This window comes from Klebsiella sp. RCJ4 (genome assembly GCF_009025755.1).
Taxonomy (GTDB): Bacteria; Pseudomonadota; Gammaproteobacteria; order Enterobacterales; family Enterobacteriaceae; genus Klebsiella; species Klebsiella michiganensis.
The window spans coordinates 137,186-157,421 of sequence record NZ_WCIN01000033.1 but is presented as its reverse complement, the minus strand read 5'-3'; the positions used below and the strand labels follow the sequence as shown (position 1 = coordinate 157,421).

The window sequence follows — 20,236 nt, the reverse complement described above, 5'->3', positions numbered from 1 at the left end:
ATATCAGCGCGGGGGGAGAGATTAGAGCAATGTCACGTTTTCGCCGGGGCAGCGAAGAGAGGCCAGTAGGCCCGGTGAGGCGTCAGCCGCCACCGGGCAATGTCAACGACGTGGGCTTACAGCGCCATATCGTGCTGCGGCGACGTTTCCGCCTTCGGCTCCGCCGGTTTGGCGGTCATCACCGGCGCGGAGGCGTTCATCTCAATCACCGGCGGTTTGGTCAGCTGCAGCGCCGCCGCGGTATCATCCCAAACCTGCTGGGTCAGCGCGACGTTGCCGTTCAGCTTCTGGCCGTAGCTCGGGACGATATCGTGAATACGGCGCTGCCATTCCGCTGAATGAAACTGCTCAGGGAACATCTGCTTAAGAACGTTCAGGGTAATCGGCGCGGCGGTAGAAGCCCCCGGCGAAGCGCCCAGCAGCGCGGAGAGGGTTTTCTGCTGGTCAACCACCACTTCGGTACCCAGCTTCAGTATGCCGCCCTTCTCTGCATCTTTTTTGATGATCTGCACGCGCTGACCGGCCTGGATCAGCTTCCAGTCCTCTTTACGCGCGCCAGGGTAATACTCTTTCAGCGCCGCAAAACGGTCGTCGTCGCTCAGCATCACCTGGCTGATGAGGTATTTCACCAGATCGAAGTTGTCCAGACCTACGTGGGTCATCGGCAGGACGTTATCGGTGGTGGTGGTGCTCAGCAGGTCGAAGAACGAACCGTTTTTCAGGAATTTCGTCGAGAAGGTGGCGAATGGCCCAAACAGCACCACGCGCTTGCCGTCGAGGAAACGGGCATCAAGATGCGGGACCGACATCGGCGGTGCGCCTACAGAGGCCTGACCGTAAACTTTTTGCTGGTGCGCATTGGTCACCGCCGGGTTTTCGGTCATCAGGAAAGAGCCGCCTACCGGGAAACCCGCATAGTTATCCGCTTCCGGAATACCGGTTTTTTGCAGTAATTTCAGCGCGCCGCCGCCGGCGCCGATAAATACGTATTTCGCATCGATCGCCTGCTCTTCACCGCTATTAACGTTTTTAATCGTCACGTGCCAGGAATTATCGGCATTGCGTTTAAAATCGGTGACTTCAGAAGAGGTCTGCAGCGTGAAGTTATTATTTTTCTTCAGGCTACCGATCAGCTGGCGGGTTATTTCCCCATAGTTAACGTCGGTACCCACCGGAGTCCAGGTTGCCGCAACGCGCTGCTGCGGATCGCGCCCTTCCATCACCAGCGGCGCCCACTGTTTTATTTGCGCGTGATCGGTAGAGAATTTCATCCCCTGGAATAAGGTCGTTTGCTGCAGCGCGGCGTAGCGTTTTTGCAGATAATCAACGTTATCTCCCCAGACGAAACTCATGTGCGGCGTGGAGTTAATAAAAGAGTGCGGATCGTGCAAAATGCCGCGTTTGACCTGCGCCGTCCAGAACTGGCGGGAGATCATAAACTGTTCGTTAATATCCAGCGCTTTGCTGACGTCGATGGTGCCGTCCGGGCGTTCCGGCGTATAGTTCAGCTCCATATTCGCGGAGTGCCCGGTACCGGCGTTGTTCCAGCCGTTAGAGGACTCCAGCGCGACGCCATCCAGCTTCTCAACCATCACCTGTTTCCAGTCCGGCTGTAATTCCTGCAGCCAGGTCCCCAGCGACGCGCTCATAATACCGCCGCCAATCAGCAGGAAATCGGTTTTTTTCGAGGTATCGTCATTTGCGAAGGTCGCCGAGCTGACGAACATCGCTAATGCGGTCATAGATATAATCGTATTTTTAATTGCAGGCATAATAGAAATATCACATAGCACAAGTGTAATAAGAGCGTGCATATTAACGCACTTTTACTTTATTTTAAAATATCATTTACACATCCGCACACATAGCTAATTATTGTTAACCTGGTTTTTTAACTTAAAAAAGTAAAAGCCTCGCCAGCAGCAATAAATACGCCTTGCGATGGCCATTTTCAAACGGGGAATTAAACCCGGGTAAGCGGATGAAGAGTATGGAATAACGATGCTGTTGATGACCAGATTATTTTGCGTTATCCGGCGCGTATTGTGGAAATACGCGCCGTCGGGTTAAGTTCAGGCAACCGTCTGCGCCGCGCGTAGCGCAATCCGCAGATGATCGTTATGCTCTGCCAGCAGCTCGCGCGCCTGCCAGGCATCGAGCCCGCTGAGGAGCATGAGTATTGCCGTCCGGCAGTGCTGATTGCAGCTGGCCAGCGCGGCTTTGGCCTCGCTGCGCGAGCCCCCCGTCGCCGCCATCACGATCGCTATCTGCCGCTCGGCCTCGTGCGGCGTATTGGCCTGCAGATCGACGCGCAGGTTTTCATAAACCCGTCCTTCGCGAATCGCCAGCCCGGTGGTCAGCATCGTCAGGATCTGCCGCTGCGCGATGCGCGCTTTCGGATTCCCGAAACCCGCCACCGCTTCTGGCCCGGTTTGCGGGGCGATAATGATATCCGCCAGCTGCGCGGCTTCACTGGCGGGCTGCTGCGTCACAACCGCAATCGGCGCCCCCAGCGACCAGGCGTGGCGCATCGCGCCCCAGACCCACGGCGTTTTGCCGCTAACCGTCAGCGCCAGCAGCATATCCTGGTTGCTGAATCGCAGAGCCTCAAGTTCGAAAGCCCCAAGATCGTAATGACTCGCGGCGGTTTCCATCTCCTGCCGCGCGGCGGTCGCTCCTCCGGCGATAAGGGCGACCAGCGAATGTTTTCCCTCCGGGGTAAATTCATTCACCGCCTGTGCGGCGGCTTGACCCGATGCCCCGGCCCCCACAATCACCAGCCGCCCTCCCCGGCTGAGCGTCGCCGTCGCGTTATCCATCAGGCGCGCGATCGCCGGCAAACAGGCCTCAACGGCATCGGCAATCCGCTTATCATCCTTATGCAGCAGCGTCAGCATATCGAGGGTGGCAAGACTATCAATATGGGTGGTTTCAGGGTGGCGTCGTTCCATCATTGAAGCGGTTGGCTTACTGCTCATAAAAACCTCCATTTAAACGCGAAAGAACCTTCCGGGACGAAAGCGCAGGCCTGAGGCAAACCCTTTCATTGACCATGGCTATTAATGGCAGTGTAAGGCTTAAGCGACGCGCTTTACCGCCACCGGAGTCACAGTTTTCATCCCCCTGAAGCCATTCAGCTGCCGATTGGTCGTTATCCAACCAGCGGCGCGTTCGGCGCGCCGAGGTTGCGAGGCGAGGCCAATGCGCTATTAGCGCAACGTCAGCCCGCCATCCACGACATACTGGCTACCGCTCACGAAGGACGCCGCGTCGGAAAGCAGAAACAGCGCCACATCAGCCGCTTCAGCCGCTGTCCCCTGGCGGTGAAGCGCCAGGCGGCTCACCACCGAGGCTTCAAATTCGCGGCGCACCTCGTCGCGCATAAAATGGCGAAATGGGGTGTCAATCGGGCCGGGAATCAGCGCGTTAACGCGAATATTTCGTTCCCCTAACGCCGAGGCCCAGCAGCGGGTTAACGAAATCAGCGCGCCTTTAGTCGCCGTATAGAGGCTTGCCGCCGCGGCCCCTTCATAAGCGGAAGTGGACGCCGTCACCACCACCGAGGCTCCCGCATTAAGCTTTCCGGCGAGCGCCGCCATCTGGAGAACCGGCCCGCGCACGTTGGTCGCCATCATGCGATCAAAGGCCGCGGCATCCACCTGCGACAGCTCCCCAACCGCTGCGTATCCGGCGTTGAGCCAGAGGCCATCAAGTCCGCCGGATGAATCGATCGCCTCGGCCAGCGCCGCGCCGGTCAGCGGATCGCTGGCATCATTGTCAATGACCCGCGCCCGATCCGAGAGCTGCCGGCGAAGAGACGCCAGCCGTCCGGGATCGCGCCCGGTGGCGATCACCCAACCGCCTTCGCTATCGATGCGCTTTGCCCCGGCAAGCCCGATTCCGCTTGTCGCACCGGTGATAAGAACTCTTTTTGCGCTAAATCTCGCCATGGTCATTGCCCTCTCTGCGTAATCACATTTATCAGGATGGTAACCAGCGAAGAACTGTTTGATAATACCAGTACTATCAATAAGACTGTTTGGGGTAATAGCCATAATGCGCGGAAGTGATTTTGCGGAATTAAGAGCCTTCGCGATGGTCGTTGAGCAAGGCAGTTTTACCCGGGCGGCGGCGCATCTCGGCGTCACGACCTCCACCTTAAGCGCAACCATCCGGCGTCTCGAGGAGCGCATCGGCGTACGTTTATTACACCGGACAACGCGCAGCGTCGCGCCGAGCGAGGCCGGCAAGCGCATGATGCAGCGGCTGGCTCCTGCGCTGGCGGCGCTGGAAGACGCGGTTACCGATGCCCGGACGGCCAGCGCGCCCGCGGGCCGCCTGCGCCTCAATGTGTCGCGCATCGCCGCGATTCATTATCTGGCGCCGCTGCTGGGCGGATTTATGCAACGCTATCCCAACATTGAGCTGGATATTGTTACCGACGATGCTTTAGTCGATATCGTTTCTTCCGGTTTTGACGCCGGAATTCGTCTCGGTGAAAAGCTCCATCAGGATATGGTTGCCGTCAGGCTGAGCGGCGACCTTGAAATGAAAGTCGTCGCCTCGCCGCACTATCTGGCGCAAGCGCCGCAGCCGCGAAAGCCGCAGGATTTGCTGCAGCACCCCTGTCTGACTTATCGCAGGCCCAGCGACGGCAGCGTTTATCGTTGGGAGTTTCAGCGCGACGGCGAACGCTACGAGATTGCGGTCAAAGGGCCGATCGTCGTCGATGAACCGGCCATGCTGACGCCGTTAGCCCTCAAGGGCACCGGTATCGCCTATCAGTTTGCCCATCAGGTCGATCCCTGGCTGGAGACAGGCCAGCTAGTCCAGCTATTGAAAGAGTGGACCCCGGCTTTTCCCGGGTTTTACGTTTACTACCCCAGCCGTAAGCAGATGGCATCGCCGCTGCGGGCGTTTATTGACTATCTGCTGACCGTCGGCGGCAAATCGCGTCCGCCAGAATTGCCGTCTGGCTGATTTTGCTTTTATTACGCGGCTTTATGTAAACCGCGCATTCAGCGATAATACGCCTCTATCCGTTTTCTCCTGGGGTCGGTATGAATGAATTCGCGCAGCAGCCCGCGCGTAAACGCGCAATGAGCATGAAGCTGAGCACCGCCGTGACCTTAATGATCGGCAGCGTCATCGGTTCAGTACTGATTCTGGTCTATGCCCTGTGGTTTATGCAGATTAGCGGCGCCACCCGCGACGGCGTGAAAGATACGGCGCTGGCGGTGGCGCGGACGCTGGCCGATACCCCGGAAGTCAAGCGCGGCCTGACGCTGCCGCCGGACAGCGGCATTATTCAGCCGCTAGCGTTGGCCGTCACCCGGCGCAATGGCCTGCTGTTTGCCGTCGTCACCAATATGGACGGCATTCGCTACTCGCATCCCAATAGCCAGATTATCGGCAAACCTTTTATCGGCGATGACATCCGGCCCACGCTGGCGGGCAAAGAGAACGTTGCCGTTAACCACGGCGTGCTGGCTCCGGCGCTGCGCGTCTTCACCCCGGTGTTTGACGATAGCCGCCGGCAAATCGGCGTGGTGGCGATTGGCATTTCGCTGAGCAAAGTCGATACGCAGATCGCCGCCAGCCGCTGGGATGTGATTCTGACCGTGCTGTTCAGCGCGCTCGTGTGCGCCGTCGGTACATGGAGTCTGGTTCGCGGCCTGAAGCGCGTCCTGCTGGGCCTTGAGCCGCAGGAGATCTCAACGCAGTTCCAGCAGCGCCAGGCGATGCTGCACTCATTAAAAGAGGGCGTCGTGGCGGTGGATACGGACGGCAAGGTGACGCTGATTAACCCCGCCGCGCGCGACATTCTGTTTAACGGCCCCGGGAACGATATCGCGCAAACGCCGCTGCTGGCGGATTTGCAGGAAGTGCTGCAAACCGGCGAGCCGATTTACGATCGGGAGCTGGGCTGTAACGGTCTGCTGCTGATCAGCAACACGGTCCCCGTCCGCGACGAGGATGACGTGGTCGGCGCCATCAGCACCTTCCGTGACAAAACCGAAGTCAGCCAGCTGCTGCAGCGGCTTGACGGGATGGTGAACTATGTGGACGCCCTGCGTACCACATCCCATGAATTTATGAATAAGCTGCACGTGATCCTCGGCCTGTTGAATATGAAAAGCTACGATAAGCTGGAAGAGTACGTGCTGCAGACCGCCCACACCTATCAGGCGGATATCGGCGAAATCCAGCACCGGATTAAATCACCGGTAGTGGCAGGCTTTTTGATCGGTAAAATTCAGCGCGCTAAGGAGCGGGGTTTTACCCTCACTCTCGCCGAAGAGAGCCTGGTGCCGGACTGCCCGAATGAAAAACAGGTCACCGTACTGGTTACGGTGCTGGGTAATTTAATCGAAAACGCGCTGGATGCTATGAGCGGCCAGGCCGAAGGCGAAGTCGGCCTGCTGCTGCATTACCAGAACGGCTGGTTAAGCGGCGAAGTCAGCGATGATGGTCCCGGTATCCCGGAAGCGTTTATCGATGATATTTTTAATAAAGGCTTCTCCACCAAAGGCGAAAACCGCGGCGTCGGGCTGTTTCTCGCCAGCCAGCAGCTTCGCGAACTGGGCGGATCGCTGGCCGTGGAATCCGAACCCGGCGTATTTACTCAATTTTTTGTTCATCTCCCGTGGGACAGTAAAAGGAAAAGTGCGTGATAAATGTATTAATTGTTGACGATGATGCCATGGTTGCCGAACTGAACCGCCTGTACGTGGGACGGGTCAGCGGCTTCCGCTGCAGCGGCACGGCGTCTACGTTGAGTAAAGCCAGGGAGATGATTAACGACAAGGATCTGGAGATAGACCTGGTGCTGCTGGATGTCTATATGCAGCAGGATAGCGGTCTGGATCTGCTGCCCGCCATTCGCGCGTCCGGACGGGCCATCGACGTGATTATGATTACTTCCGCCGCGGATGCCGCGACGGTTCAGGCCTCGATGCGCTACGGCGTGGTGGACTATCTGATCAAACCCTTCCAGTTTCCACGGTTTGAAGAGGCGCTCACCGCCTGGCGCGAAAAGCGTAAGCTGATGACCGGTCAACCCTATTATGAACAAGCGGATGTCGACCGGCTGCTGCACGGCGGCGTACCGGAAGCCGCTGACGCCCGCAAGTTGCCGAAAGGCCTGACGCCCCAGACGCTGCGCACCCTCTGTCAGTGGATTGATGCCCATCCGGACGTGGAGTTCTCCACCGACGAGCTGGCGGCAGCGGTAAATATATCCCGGGTTTCGTGCCGCAAATACCTGATTTGGCTGGCGCAAATTAATATTTTGTACACCAGTATCCACTACGGCGCCACGGGACGTCCGGTGTACCGCTACCACCTGATAGCGGAGCAGTACGGCCTGCTTAAGCAGTACAGCCAGTAAGCCGGTAACCGTCATCCAGCAGCTGAAAGCGGAAACGACGCTGTGAAGAGAGGATAACGTCGCGATTTTTAGTGACGAAAATCGCTTCGATATCCTCGCGCTGGCGCAGCGCCGCGCAGCCTTTCTCTACGCCAAGACCGTAGATCAGGGTGGTCCAGATATCGCCGTCCAGCGAGTCGGCGGAAATAATCGTTACGCTCTCCAGCTCGTTATCCAGCGGGTAGCCGCTGCGCGGGTCGAGAATATGGTGCCAGCGTTTGCCGTCCTGCTCGAAGTAGCGTTCGTAAATGCCCGAGGTCACCACCGATTGCCCCGCCACCGCAATGCTGCCAATCAGCGCATCCGCCGCTGAGTACGGTTTTTTCAGCCCGATAGACCATTCGCCCAGGGTATGGACATTGCCGCCGAGATTAATCAGCGCGGCGTTCACGCCCTGCTGCCGCAAATAGTCGCGCACCCGGTCGGCGATATAGCCTTTCGCGATGGCCCCAAGATCGATCTCCATTCCCGTCCGCGCAAGGTAGACGCTGCTGGCGGCGTCGTCGAGGATCACATCCTGCGCACGCGTTAACGTCAGGCGAGCGGCAATATCCTGCGGGGCGGGCACGCTCTGGCCCTGAAAACCAACGCGCCACAGCTTCACCAGCGGGCCGATCGCCAGGTTAAACGCGCTGTCCCGCACCATGCTGGCGGCTTTGGCGCATTTAATCAGCGCATACACCGGGCGGCTCACCGTCACCGGATGCCGCCCGGCGGCATGGTTGATATCCATCACCTGGGAGTGCGCGCGGTTAACGGTGAAAAGATCTTCATAGCCTTTAATCAGCTGAAAGACGCGGGAGGCGAGCGGTTCATCGTGAACGTAGAGCTTGAGGAGAATGGGCGAACCCATCAGTACGGCGGAGTAGCTGTAGACGCGGTTGTCGGACATATCGCACTCCTCAGAGAGATAAGAAGCCGGGCCGTCTATTTGCCAGCCCGGCGGGTGTCGCTGACGCTTAACCTCTGGCGCGTTTCGCCGCCTGATGGCCCGCGAGAGTCCCGAAGATAATGATATCGGCCACCGCGTTACCGCCGATGCGGTTACCGCCGTGAATGCCGCCAACCACTTCGCCCGCGGCAAAAGCGCCCGCAATCACCTGATGACCGGCATTCAGCACCGCGGTATCGGTGTTAATGGTCACGCCGCCCATCGTGTGGTGTACCCCCGGAGCGATACGAATCGCATGGTAAGGGCCTTCATTGATCGGCGCACGCAGCGCGGTGGTACGGCCAAAGTCATCGTCATGCTGTTTTTCAACAAAGCCGTTGTAGCGTTCCAGCGTATTGAGAAAAGCATGGTAATCCATCCCCAGTTTCTCCGCCAGCTGACGCGGCGAGCTGGCGCTGGTGACGAAACCTTTAGCGATGTACTCATCGGCGGCTTTGTTTTTCGCCCGGACGTGCTCGTCAAAGACGATATAGGCGAAGTGCTCAGGCAGCGCGATAATCGCGGCGGAAACCTTATCGCGGGTCTCCATTTCGTTGAAGAAGCGGTTGCCCTGCGGGTTCACCAGTATCGCCCCGCCGCCGCGAATCGACTCGGAAATCAGGTACGAGGTTTGCTGCTCGACGGTCGGGTGAATCTGAATTTCACCCATATCCACGGTGCCCGCGCCGATGCGTTCAAGCAGCGCGATACCGCCGCCGGTCGCCCCTTTATGGTTGGTGGTCACAAAGCCCGCCAGATCCGGGCGGTATTTCACCACCATCGCGCTGTTGGCGCTGAAGCCGCCGGTAGCCACCACGATGCTCTTCGTCTGTACCACAACGGATTCGTTTTCATCGGTGAGCAGGCGCACGCCGCTCACCTCATCGTCGGTCATCAGGATCTCTACCACCGATGTATCCAGCAGGACATCGATACCGCGTTTGGTGATGTTACGCACCAGGCCGCTGATCAGGTAGCCGCCGACCGCCGACCCGTCGCGCGGACGGTGGGTGCGGTCGATGCTCATCCCGCCGGTAGTGGTGATATCGTTAAGCATAATGCCGCGACGCGCCAGCCACTCAATGGCTTCCGGCGCATTCTCCACGAAGCGGCGAAGCAGCTGCGGGTCGTTTTTGTTCTTACCGCCTTTCAGCGTTTCCTGGTAAAACAGCTCTTTGCTATCTTCAATACCTTTCACGCGCTGGAAGCGGGTCTCTGCGGCGTTCATCCCGGCAGAAGCTTTAATGGTGTTACCGCCGATGGTCGGCATTTTTTCAACGATCAGAACGCTCGCGCCTTCATCGTGTGCCTGAATCGCGGCCGCCAGACCGGCTCCGCCGCTGCCGACCACCACCACATCGTAGCTTTTCGGCGCCGCATCGCCCGCGCCCTCTTCGGCGGCCAGCGCTTTACTGGACTTCAGCATCGCTTTGGAAACCGCCTTTTTCACCGCTTCGCTCTGGCTGGTTGCGCCGGAAATCGCATCCACGTGCGGGGTGTTGGCGCTGAGGATCCGCTCGCGGATCTCTTCAAAGCTGGTGGTGAACTCGACGGTCTGTACCGGGCTTGCCGCCAGTGCGATATCGGCAATGCGGTCGTTTTCCAGGCTGACGTTTATCACCAGCTCGTTAGCGTCGTCCTGAACGGTTTCGACGAACATCCCCGGTTTGAATTTGGCGTCGCCCATGCTCATATCGCGGATCATCGCCTCCACCAGCGAGAAGCGCCACAGCGGTTCCGGGATGTTCAGCGCTTCGCGCTGGGTGCTGTCAATAAACAGCTCCAGATCTTCGCCAGCGGCAATGCGCGCCGTCCAGTCAGGATACGCGATACAGGCGCGGCCCACCGCCATCAGGTCGTAGCCGTGCTCCAGACCCTGCTCGGCATCGGCCGCGTTCACTACCCCGCCCACGCCCATCACCGGCACCTGAGCCAGGGTTTCAGAGCGCATGGCGCAATATTTTTCAATCAGCGGCGTGGGATCGGTGGTATCGACAATCGACGGGCGCAGCGTGGCGCCAACCGAGAAGTGGAGATAGTCGACGCCGCGGGCGGCCAGCTTTTCCAGCAGATACATGGTGTCAGCAAAACGGATACCGGGGACTTCCATCTCTTCCGGGGAGAACCGGTAGCCGATAATAAAGGCATCATCGGCGTACTGGCGGGCCATTTTGTGGGTGATGTCCAGTACCGCCAGCGGGAATTTCGCGCGATTATCGCGGCTGCCGCCCCATTCATCGTCGCGCTGGTTAGAGTTTGGCGAATAAAACTGCTGGATCAGATAGGTGTTCGCGCCGTGAATCTCGACGCCGTCGAAACCGGCCTGAATGGCGCGGCGTACGCCTTCGCCAAACTTCGCGATCATGCCCTCGACTTCAGCGCCGCTCAGCGCGCGGGGGGTTGCTGCGCCATCGCGCGGCGCGGCAATCGCGCTCGGGGCCACCGGCTGGCGTCCGCCGATAAGCTGCGGGTCGACCATCCGGCCGCCGTGGTAGATCTGCAGAATCGCTTTTGACCCTTCCGCCTTGATAGCGGCGGCAATTTTCGCCAGGCCAGCCACTTTTTCATCATTATCGATACCGATGGCCCCGGGGAACGCCAGACCGTAGTCATCAATAAAGCAGCATTCAACGATAATGGTGCCGATACTGCCTGCGCGAGCGCGGTAGTACTCAACCAGTTCGCTGGTCACGGTACCGTCAAAATAACCGGTGCAGGTGGTCATCGGCGCCATTAACAGGCGGTTTTTAAGCTCAGTACCGTTCGGTAAAGTAAAAGGACGCAAAATTCGTGGATGACTGGTCATAATGACGCTCCAGATTTTAAATATTGAAAATTGAGAATTGGGTGACGGAATTGTTTTTGTTTGTATTTGGTAATCCCTTAAGTCATGCCAATAATATAGCGCTTTTTTTAGTTACCAAAATAATTACGTTAGTTAAAAAACTATTTAATACCAACAATAACATCGATACCTCCTTTGTATTATTAATTAAATATAATTCGTTCACATAGTGGATATAACCAATAACAAATCTGAAACCATTTTTAACATGCATCGCCAGGAAGATACCAAAATAAAATGATAAAATTCAATAATATAAATAAATAATCAGTTCATGAAATCATTCGTGATTTAACATTAAGCCAAATTTCAGACAAATAAACACCTCACTAAACAGGGTTATCCGTAATAATAAAAAAGTGGCTAACAACCCGCTTTTTTTGATCTAAATCAATTGCAACGGCGCATGAAAGCGCAATATATAAATAACCCAATATTTTAATTTAACGCCCAACGAAGAGCGTTAAATAACGGCCAGCGCAATAACCAAAATCGACAATTAATAATTAAAGAAACTTTTGCAACTAAAGAAATCGAACGGTTAAGCGATGACCAAACCCTATTTTTAACTACTTGCAGATACTCATTATGAAAGAGAAAAAGACAACCATACCGCCTGCCGGTGCAGCAACAAATGCTGCTTATAAACGTCTGCTGATGATGGCGATGCCCATTATCGTTGCCGTCTTACTCTTATTCGTCCCGGTGCCCGACGGCCTTCCCCCTTACGCCTGGCACTACTTTGCCATTTTTGTCGGCGTGATCGTCGGTCTGATCTTCGAACCGCTGCCCGGCGCGGTCATCGGTATTACCGGCGTGGTGGTGATTGCGCTGTGCAGCCAGTGGCTGCTGTTCAGCCCTGAACAGCTGGCCGCGCCAGGGTTCAAGCTTGCCGGCGCCTCCTTTAAATGGGCGGTGAGCGGTTTCGGTAACTCCACCGTCTGGCTTATCTTCGGCGCCTTTATGTTTGCCGCCGGCTACGATAAGACCCAGTTTGGCCGCCGTCTGGCGCTGATCCTGGTGAAGTATCTCGGCCGCCGCAGCCTGACGCTGGGCTACGCCATTACCTTCGCCGACCTGCTGCTGGCGCCGTTTACCCCCTCCAACACCGCGCGCAGCGGGGGGACTATCTACCCGATTATCGCTAACCTGCCGCCGCTGTACGGCTCTAAGCCCAACGACCCGAGCGCGCGCCGTATCGGCTCCTACCTGATGTGGGTGGCCATTACCGCCGCCTGTATCACCAGCTCGATGTTTCTCTCCGCACTGGCGCCGAACCTGCTGGCGCTGGCGCTGGTGAAAAGCATCGTCGGCATTAATATCTCCTGGGGCACCTGGTTTATCGCCTTCCTGCCGCTGGGTATCCTGCTGATTCTGGCAATGCCGCTGCTGGCCTACTGGTTCTACCCGCCGGAAGTGAAAGTCAACGATGAAGTGCCGCTGTGGGCCGCCCGCGAGCTGGAAAAACTTGGCCGCCTGTCGCGCAATGAAATTCTGCTGCTGGTCTTCGTCTGCTTTGCGCTGATGATGTGGATCTTCGCCGCCGAATGGATTGAACCGGCGCTGGCCGCCCTGCTGGTTATCGTGCTGATGCTGTGGACCGGCGTACTTTCGTGGAATGACATCACCAGCAACAAAGCGGCGTGGAATACCTTTGCCTGGTTCGCGACCCTGGTGGCGCTGGCCGACGGCCTCTCCTCCACCGGTTTTATCGCCTGGCTGGGTAAAGAAGGCGGCGCGCTGATGAGCGGCATCTCCCCGGGCGTCGCAACCGTCGTCCTGCTGCTGGCGTTCTATCTGCTGCACTATCTGTTCGCCAGCACCACCGCGCACACCACCGCGCTGCTGCCGGCCATGCTGACTATCGCCTCCACGATTCCGGGGATGAATATGCAGGTGTTCGTACTGCTGATGGTGACCTCGCTCGGCGTGATGGGGATTATCACCCCCTACGGTACCGGCCCCAGCCCAATCTACTACGGCAGCGGCTATCTGCCGACCAAAGACTACTGGCGTCTCGGCACCATTTTCGGCGCCATCTTCCTGGCCGCCCTGCTGCTGATTGGCTATCCGTGGATGTCCATGATGTTCTGATTCATAACCGTCGGGCCGAACCCCGGCGGTTTTACTCTTAGGGAGCAAAGCAATGTCGACTAAACCATTTGTCTATCAGGAAGCCTTTCCGCTAGCAAAAGATAAGACTGAATACTATCTGCTGAGCAAAGAGCACGTGTCCGTGGCCGAATTTGAAGGCCAGGAGATCCTCAAAGTAGCCCCTCAGGCCCTCACCCTTCTGGCACAGCAGGCCTTCCACGATGCGGCGTTTATGCTGCGCGTTTCCCACCAAAAACAGGTCGCGCAGATCCTTCTCGACCCTGAAGCCAGCGATAACGATAAGTACGTGGCGCTGCAGTTCCTGCGCAACTCTGAAATCGCGGCCAAAGGCGTGCTGCCCACCTGCCAGGATACCGGCACGGCGATTATTATGGGTAAGAAAGGCCAGCGCGTGTGGACCGGCGGCGGTGATGAAGCGGCCCTCGCCCGCGGCGTCTATAACACCTATACCGAGGATAACCTGCGCTATTCGCAGAACGCCGCGCTGGATATGTACAAAGAGGTCAACACCGGGACTAACCTGCCTGCGCAAATCGACCTCTACAGCGTCGACGGCGACGAATATAAATTTCTCTGTATGGCCAAAGGGGGCGGCTCGGCCAACAAAACCTATCTGTATCAGGAAACCAAAGCGTTAATCACTCCGGCGAAGCTGAAAAACTATCTCGTTGAGAAGATGCGCACGCTCGGTACCGCCGCCTGCCCGCCGTACCATATCGCCTTTGTGATTGGCGGTACCTCGGCAGAAGCGACGCTAAAAACGGTGAAGCTGGCCTCTACCCACTATTACGACGAACTGCCGACCGAAGGCAACGAACACGGCCAGGCCTTCCGCGATATTCAGCTGGAGCAGGAACTGCTGGTGGAGGCGCAAAACCTCGGTCTCGGCGCGCAGTTCGGCGGCAAATACTTCGCCCACGATATCCGCGTCATCCGCCTGCCGCGCCACGGCGCCTCCTGCCCGGTGGGCATGGGCGTCTCCTGTTCGGCGGATCGCAATATCAAAGCCAAAATCAACCGCCAGGGGATCTGGATTGAGAAACTGGAGAGCAACCCGGGTCAGTATATTCCCGAACATCTGCGCCAGCAGGGCGAAGGCAAGGTCGTCAGCATCGATCTTAATCAGCCGATGAGCGAGATTCTGGCCCAGCTTTCCGCCCATCCGGTCTCGACGCGTCTGACGCTCAACGGCACCATTATTGTGGCCCGCGATATCGCCCACGCGAAGCTGAAAGAGCTTATCGATAACGGTGAAGAACTGCCGCAGTACGTCAAAGATCATCCGATCTACTACGCCGGCCCGGCGAAAACCCCGGAAGGCTATGCGTCCGGCTCCCTTGGCCCCACCACCGCAGGCCGCATGGACTCTTACGTCGACCTGCTGCAATCCCACGGCGCAAGCATGGTGATGCTGGCCAAAGGCAACCGCAGCCAGCAGGTCACCGATGCCTGTCACAAGCACGGCGGTTTTTACCTCGGCAGCATCGGCGGCCCGGCGGCGGTGCTGGCGCAGCAGAGCATCAAGAGCCTGGAGTGCGTGGCCTATCCTGAACTGGGGATGGAAGCCATCTGGAAAATCGAAGTGGAAAACTTCCCGGCGTTTATTCTGGTGGATGACAAAGGCAATGACTTCTTCCAGCAGATCCAGAATAAGCAGTGCGCAGGCTGTTCGCAGCAAAGAGGATGATATTACCCGCCCCTGGCGGCGGGTAACCGTCGAAGGCCGTCGCATGACGGCCTGAGATGTGCGACAAACCTGCCGGGTGGCGGCTAAACGGCATCCAGATCGTCAAATACCTGCTGCGCCAGATGCATCGTGGCGTTGGCGGCGGGCAGGCCGCAGTAGAGCGCGGAGTGCATAATCAGCTCTTTCAGCTCATCGCGGGTGACGCCGTTATTAAACGCCGCGCGCAGATGCATTTTCAGCTCAGCTTCGCGGTTCAGGGCAATCAGCATGGCGATGGTGATCATGCTGCGGGTATGATGATCGAGCCCCGGCCGGGTCCATGTCTCTCCCCAGGCGTAGCGGGTAATAAAATCCTGGAACGCTTCATTCAGCGGCGTCAGCTTTTGCAGCGTCTTATCGACGTGAGCATCGCCGAGCACCTTCCGCCGGACCTCCATTCCCCGCTGATACCGCTGTTTATCGTCCATGCTTTTCCCCCTGAACAAAACCCAGCAGCGCCGAGCTGAACGCCCCCGGCGCTTCGATATTCGATAAATGCGAAGCCGCCAGCACGACGACTTCTGAGACCGGGATCTGCTGATGCAGGAAGTTGGCGTCCGCCACCGTTGTGACAGGGTCACTTTCTCCGGCGACGATCAGCACCGGAATCGCGATCTGCGCGACCTCTCCACGCAGATCGGCGGCGGCCAGCGCTTCGCAGCAGGCCGCATAGCCTTCAGCATCGATATGGGTCAGCTGGTGACACAGTGCTTCCACCACTTCCGGCGTCTTCTGGCGAAATGCGTGGGTAAACCAGCGGTCCGCGGCGCCTGCGGCGACCACTTCCATCCCTTCCTGACGCACCGTGCGGGCGCGCGACAGCCAGCCGGCCTGGTCGCCAATACGCGCAGCGGTGTTGGCAACGACCAGCCCCTGAAAACGTTCAGGGGCAAAGCGCCCCAGCCACAGACCGGTCAGGCCACCCATTGAAATCCCGCAGAACCAGGCTTTAGCGATATTAAGATGATCGAGCAGCGCAATCACATCTTCGCCGAGCTGCGCCAGCGTCACTTTACCGTTTTTACGGGTGGCGCCATGGCCGTGGGTATCGTAGCGCAGCACGCGAAAATGCTGCGTTAACGCCTCAAGCTGCGGCTGCCACATCGCCCGGGTAGTGCCCAGCGAGTTAGAGAGAACGATGACCGGCGCGTCTTGCGGCCCGTCTATCTGATAATCAACATTCATAACGTTGCTCCTTATAGCGCGCCACAACCTGGCGCACGAAGAGTGCTGAGCTGCCGGTCGCCGTTGTCGGGTCCAGCAGTTGAGTTAAGCGGCTGGCGGAGAGATGCTCGCTGACCAGCGGATCGGTTTCCAGCACGCTTAACAGCGAACGTGACGCATCCAGCGCCTGGCGACACAGCGCCTCAACCCGGTGATGAGCCTCGGCTTTGCCGACAAACTCCGCCAGCGCCAGAGTGACGGCCTCGGCCATAATCAGGCCATGGGTGATATCGAGGTCGGCGCGCATCTTATGCGGGAAGACCTGCATGTCGCGGACCAGCGCTTCGCTCTGCGCCAGCGCGCCGCCGACGAGGGTTATCAGCTCCGGCAGCGTTTCCCACTCCGCCTGCCAGCCGCCCAGCGCCCGCTCGTGCTGCTGGATCTGCCCGGCATAGAGCGTTGCCACCAGCCCGGGCGTACGCTGGGCGGCGGTCAAAATAGCGGCGCAGGAGATGGGATTGCGTTTGTGCGGCATGGTAGACGATCCGCCGCGTCCTTCGGCGACCGGTTCACCCACCTCTGCAACCTCGGTTTGCATCAGCAGAGAAAAATCATTGGCGAATTTACCCAGCGTGCCGCAGACGCCCGCGTACCATGCCCCCACCTCCAGCAGCCGGTCACGCTGGCTGTGCCACGGCGCGTCCGGAAGCTGCAGGTCGAGAGTTTTCGCCAGCGCGCCAGCGATCCGCGGCGCCTGCGTTTTAAGGGAATCGAGGGTGCCCGCCGCGCCGCCAAACTGCAGCGCCAGCACCCTTGAGCGCATCTCTCGCAGACGCACCTGCCAGCGCAGCAGCGCATCCAGCGTCCCGGCCAGTTTCAGACCAAAGGTGACCGGCAGCGCATGCTGCATCCAGGTACGCCCGGGCATCACCGTATCCTGATAGCGCGCCGCCTGATGGGCTAACGCGTCGAGCAGTTGCTGCAGCAGGGAGTCCGTTTCCGCCAGCGCGCCGCGCAGTTGCAGGATAAAGCCGGTGTCGATAGCATCCTGGCTGGTCGCCCCCCAGTGTACGTAGCGCGCCGCCGCGTCATCCCGTTGTTTAACCCGCGCGGTCAGCTGTTTGACCAGCGGGATCGCCAGATTCCCGGCGCTGGCGGCGGCCTGCCCCAGCGCGGAGAAGTCGATGTGTTCGTGCCGGCAACTCTCAATAATGGGATTAAGCGCCGCCTGCGGCACGAGGCCGCATTCGACCTGAGCGCGAGCCAGCGCGGCTTCAAAATCCAGCATCCCCTGTACCCGCTGCGCATCGCTGAACCAGGCGGTCAGCGGACTGGTGCGCATCATCGGGGTCAACAAACTCATTATGGCTCCTTAAACGCGTTCTATAATCAGCGCGATCCCCTGACCGACGCCGATACACATGGTGCACAGCGCATAGCGCCCGCCGGTACGGCGCAGCTGGTACGCCGCGGTCATTGCCAGACGGCCGCCGGAGGCGCCCAGCGGATGTCCGAGGGCTATCGCGCCGCCGTTAGGGTTGACGTGCGCCGCATCGTCGGGCAGACCCAGATCGCGCGTGACCGCCAGCGCCTGAGCGGCAAAGGCCTCATTCAGTTCAATGACGTCCATCTGCCCAAGCGTTAGCCCGGTTTGCGCCAGCACCTTACGTACCGCCGGCGCCGGGCCAAATCCCATAATACGCGGCGCCACCCCTGCCGTCGCGACGCCCACCACGCGGGCGAGCGGCTGTAAATCATTGGCGGCCAGCGCCTGCTCGCTGGCAAGCAGCAGCGCGCAGGCGCCGTCGTTGACTCCGGAAGCGTTACCTGCCGTCACCGTACCGTCGGCGCGCACCACGCCGCGCAGCCTGGCCAGCGCCTCCGCCGTGGTGCTGCGCGGGTGCTCATCGCGGCTAAAGAGTAGCGGTTCGCCCTTACGCTGCGGCACCGAGACGGCGATCAGTTCGTTGGCAAAGCGTCCGGCCTCCTGCGCCGCCGCCGTACGCAGCTGGCTACGCAGCGCAAACGCATCCTGATCCTCCCGCGAAATGGCGAAATCGTCCGCCACGTTTTCCGCCGTTTCCGGCATCGAATCCACGCCGTACAGCGCTTTCATCTGCGGGTTAATGAAGCGCCAGCCGATGGTGGTATCTTCCATCCGCATCGTGCGGCTAAAGGCGCTTTCGGCCTTGCCCATCACAAACGGCGCGCGCGACATGCTCTCCACGCCGCCGGCGATCATCAGCTGAGTTTCGTCGCTTTTAATCGCGCGCGCTGCGATACCGATCGCATCAAGGCTGGAACCGCACAGGCGGTTTACGGTACTGCCCGGTACGCTTTCCGGCAGACCGGCCAGCAGCAGCGCCATGCGCGCGACGTTGCGGTTATCTTCCCCCGCCTGGTTAGCGCAGCCGTAAATCACATCGTCAATACGCGCCGGATCGAGTCCCGGGTTGCGCTCCAGCAGCGCTTTCAGCGGCAGCGCCGCCAGATCGTCGGCGCGCAGGGTGGCCAGGGTACCGCCAAAGCGGCCGAACGGCGTCCGCACCGCATCACAGATAAATGCCTGATTCATCATAGGTTCCTTACGCGCTTTCCGCCAGTTGTGCAAAAGTCAGCGCCACCGGCGTGATGCGCTGCAGTTCCTCAAAAGAGAGGCCGTTAAAGATTTCCCGCACCACCGGGCCGCTTTCGCTGATATCGATGACCGCCAGGTCGGTGTAGATACGGCTGACGCAGCCGACGCCGGTCAGCGGATAGGTGCAGTGCTCTACCAGCTTGCACTCCCCGTCGCGGGTCAGGTGATCCATCATCACGAAGACCTGACGAGCGCCAATGGCCAGATCCATCGCTCCGCCGACGGCAGGAATGGCGTCGGGCGCGCCGGTACTCCAGTTCGCCAGATCGCCTCTGGCGGAAACCTGGTAAGCGCCAAGCACGCAGATATCGAGGTGCCCGCCGCGCATCATGGCGAAGGAGTCGCCGTGGTGAAAGTAGCAGCCGCCGTTGAGCAGAGTCACATACTCTTTCCCGGCGTTAATCAGCTCCGGATCCTCTTCCCCCGGCAGCGGTTTCGGCCCCATCCCCAGCAGGCCGTTTTCGCTGTGCAGAAAGATTTCTTTATCGGCAGGAAGATAGTTGGCGATGCGGGTGGGCAAGCCGATCCCCAGATTGACGTAAGCGCCTTCGGGAATATCGCGGGCCACGCGCTGGGCCATCTCATCGCGAGTCAGTTTTTGCATTAAGAGTTCCTCAGGCGCTTTTAGCGGCAATCAGGTTTTCCAGGGAGTAGACGCGCTGCACAAAAATGCCCGGGGTAATGATGCTTTCCGGGTCGAGATCGCCCAAGGGCACCAGCTGCGAAACTTCTACAATGGTGGTTTTCGCGGCGGTCGCCATAATCGGGCCAAAATTGCGCGCCGCTTTGCGATAAACCAGGTTTCCCCAGCGGTCGCCCTGGTGGGCTTTGATCAACGCGAAGTCGGCCCTGATGGGGTATTCGAGCACGTAATGACGCCCGTCGATTTCGCGGGTCTCTTTCCCCTCCGCCAGCGGCGTACCGTAGCCGGTGGGGGTAAACACCGCGCCGAGGCCCGCGCCTGCCGCCTGGATCCGCGCCGCGAGGTTGCCCTGCGGTACCAGCTCCAGCTCAACTTTGCCGCGGCGATAAAGGTCATCGAAAATCTGCGAATCAACCTGACGTGGGAATGAACAGATCATCTTTCGCACCCGACCGGCCTTCAGCAGCGCCGCCAGGCCGACTTCGCCGTTGCCCGCATTGTTGTTGATAATGGTTAAATCACGGGCCCCCTGTTCTATCAGAGCATCTATCAGGTACGTCGGCTGCCCGGCGGGGCCAAAACCGCCAATCATTATGGTCGCCCCGTCGTGGATCCCGGCGATGGCATCACGTAGCGTCGACACGCTTTTATCAATCATCAGGTCGCTCCTGTATGTGCGGTAATCGCACTTTTATTCGTTGTTCGCACAAAATGTGACCCGCTTAACGATGCTGGTCAAGGGCGA

The 20,236-nt window shown here is 58.9% G+C and carries 16 protein-coding genes; 5 read left to right on the top strand and 11 right to left on the bottom strand.

Going from position 1 to position 20,236, the window contains the following annotated elements; all coding sequences use genetic code 11:
- Positions 1 to 116: 116 nt before the first annotated feature.
- The 3 genes from mqo to F8562_RS11890 form a co-directional block, all read right to left on the bottom strand.
- Entirely contained in the window at positions 117 to 1,772 is a 1,656-nt protein-coding gene (mqo, locus tag F8562_RS11900; protein WP_014229546.1) for a malate dehydrogenase (quinone), read from the bottom strand.
- 300 nt (positions 1,773 to 2,072) lie between these two features.
- Positions 2,073 to 2,978, bottom strand: coding sequence for an N-acetylmuramic acid 6-phosphate etherase (locus F8562_RS11895; protein ID WP_014838636.1), 906 nt, complete (start codon positions 2,976 to 2,978; stop codon positions 2,073 to 2,075).
- Between the two features lie 231 nt (positions 2,979 to 3,209).
- The gene (locus F8562_RS11890; RefSeq protein ID WP_014838637.1) at positions 3,210 to 3,950 is read right to left on the bottom strand and encodes an SDR family oxidoreductase; all 741 of its coding nucleotides are present in this window, start codon (positions 3,948 to 3,950) and stop codon (positions 3,210 to 3,212) included.
- A 106-nt stretch (positions 3,951 to 4,056) separates the two neighbouring features.
- Here F8562_RS11890 and F8562_RS11885 point away from each other — a divergent pair, with 106 nt between their 5' ends.
- From F8562_RS11885 to dcuR, 3 genes are all read left to right on the top strand, one after another.
- Complete coding sequence (locus tag F8562_RS11885; RefSeq protein ID WP_014229549.1) at positions 4,057 to 4,980, top strand: LysR family transcriptional regulator; 924 nt, start codon at positions 4,057 to 4,059, stop codon at positions 4,978 to 4,980.
- Between the two features lie 80 nt (positions 4,981 to 5,060).
- Entirely contained in the window at positions 5,061 to 6,674 is a 1,614-nt protein-coding gene (locus tag F8562_RS11880; RefSeq protein WP_004851318.1) for a sensor histidine kinase, read from the top strand.
- Positions 6,671 to 7,390, top strand: coding sequence for a two-component system response regulator DcuR (gene dcuR / locus F8562_RS11875; protein WP_004851320.1), 720 nt, complete (start codon positions 6,671 to 6,673; stop codon positions 7,388 to 7,390). The genes F8562_RS11880 and dcuR overlap by 4 nt, the downstream gene beginning before the upstream one ends.
- On the opposite strand, the gene F8562_RS11870 is transcribed toward dcuR, so the two are convergent.
- Positions 7,371 to 8,321, bottom strand: coding sequence for an FAD:protein FMN transferase (locus tag F8562_RS11870; protein WP_014838638.1), 951 nt, complete (start codon positions 8,319 to 8,321; stop codon positions 7,371 to 7,373). The two genes, dcuR and F8562_RS11870, sit on opposite strands and share 20 nt — an antisense overlap.
- 67 nt (positions 8,322 to 8,388) lie before the next feature.
- A complete protein-coding gene (locus tag F8562_RS11865) occupies positions 8,389 to 11,166 on the bottom strand; it encodes a flavocytochrome c (RefSeq protein WP_014838639.1) in 2,778 nt (925 codons plus the stop codon).
- 627 nt (positions 11,167 to 11,793) lie between these two features.
- On the opposite strand from F8562_RS11865, the gene F8562_RS11860 reads away from it, so the two are divergent.
- Both F8562_RS11860 and fumA read left to right on the top strand, forming a co-directional pair.
- A complete protein-coding gene (locus F8562_RS11860; protein WP_004851326.1) occupies positions 11,794 to 13,299 on the top strand; it encodes an anion permease in 1,506 nt (501 codons plus the stop codon).
- A 52-nt stretch (positions 13,300 to 13,351) separates the two neighbouring features.
- Positions 13,352 to 15,007: a class I fumarate hydratase FumA gene (gene fumA, locus F8562_RS11855; protein ID WP_089046367.1), complete on the top strand. Its 1,656-nt coding sequence runs from the start codon at positions 13,352 to 13,354 to the stop codon at positions 15,005 to 15,007.
- An 83-nt stretch (positions 15,008 to 15,090) separates the two neighbouring features.
- Here fumA and pcaC read toward each other — a convergent pair whose 3' ends face one another.
- Genes pcaC through F8562_RS11825 form a run of 6 tightly spaced genes read right to left on the bottom strand, consistent with a single transcriptional unit; the run spans position 15,091 to position 20,149 of the window.
- Positions 15,091 to 15,474 carry a 4-carboxymuconolactone decarboxylase gene (gene pcaC, locus F8562_RS11850; RefSeq protein WP_014838640.1) on the bottom strand — a complete coding sequence of 128 codons (384 nt, stop codon included), beginning with the start codon at positions 15,472 to 15,474 and terminating at the stop codon, positions 15,091 to 15,093.
- The gene (gene pcaD, locus F8562_RS11845; protein WP_014229554.1) at positions 15,464 to 16,231 is read right to left on the bottom strand and encodes a 3-oxoadipate enol-lactonase; all 768 of its coding nucleotides are present in this window, start codon (positions 16,229 to 16,231) and stop codon (positions 15,464 to 15,466) included. Before pcaD ends, pcaC begins: the two co-directional genes overlap by 11 nt.
- The gene (locus F8562_RS11840) at positions 16,221 to 17,573 is read right to left on the bottom strand and encodes a 3-carboxy-cis,cis-muconate cycloisomerase (protein WP_094909305.1); all 1,353 of its coding nucleotides are present in this window, start codon (positions 17,571 to 17,573) and stop codon (positions 16,221 to 16,223) included. Before F8562_RS11840 ends, pcaD begins: the two co-directional genes overlap by 11 nt.
- Positions 17,574 to 17,582: 9 nt before the next feature.
- Positions 17,583 to 18,785, bottom strand: a complete 1,203-nt coding sequence (gene pcaF / locus F8562_RS11835) for a 3-oxoadipyl-CoA thiolase (protein WP_014838642.1) — start codon at positions 18,783 to 18,785, stop codon at positions 17,583 to 17,585.
- Positions 18,786 to 18,795: 10 nt separating this feature from the next.
- Positions 18,796 to 19,452, bottom strand: a complete 657-nt coding sequence (locus tag F8562_RS11830) for a 3-oxoacid CoA-transferase subunit B (protein WP_014838643.1) — start codon at positions 19,450 to 19,452, stop codon at positions 18,796 to 18,798.
- A 10-nt stretch (positions 19,453 to 19,462) separates the two neighbouring features.
- Entirely contained in the window at positions 19,463 to 20,149 is a 687-nt protein-coding gene (locus F8562_RS11825) for a 3-oxoacid CoA-transferase subunit A (protein WP_014229558.1), read from the bottom strand.
- Between the last annotated feature and the right edge of the window lie 87 nt (positions 20,150 to 20,236).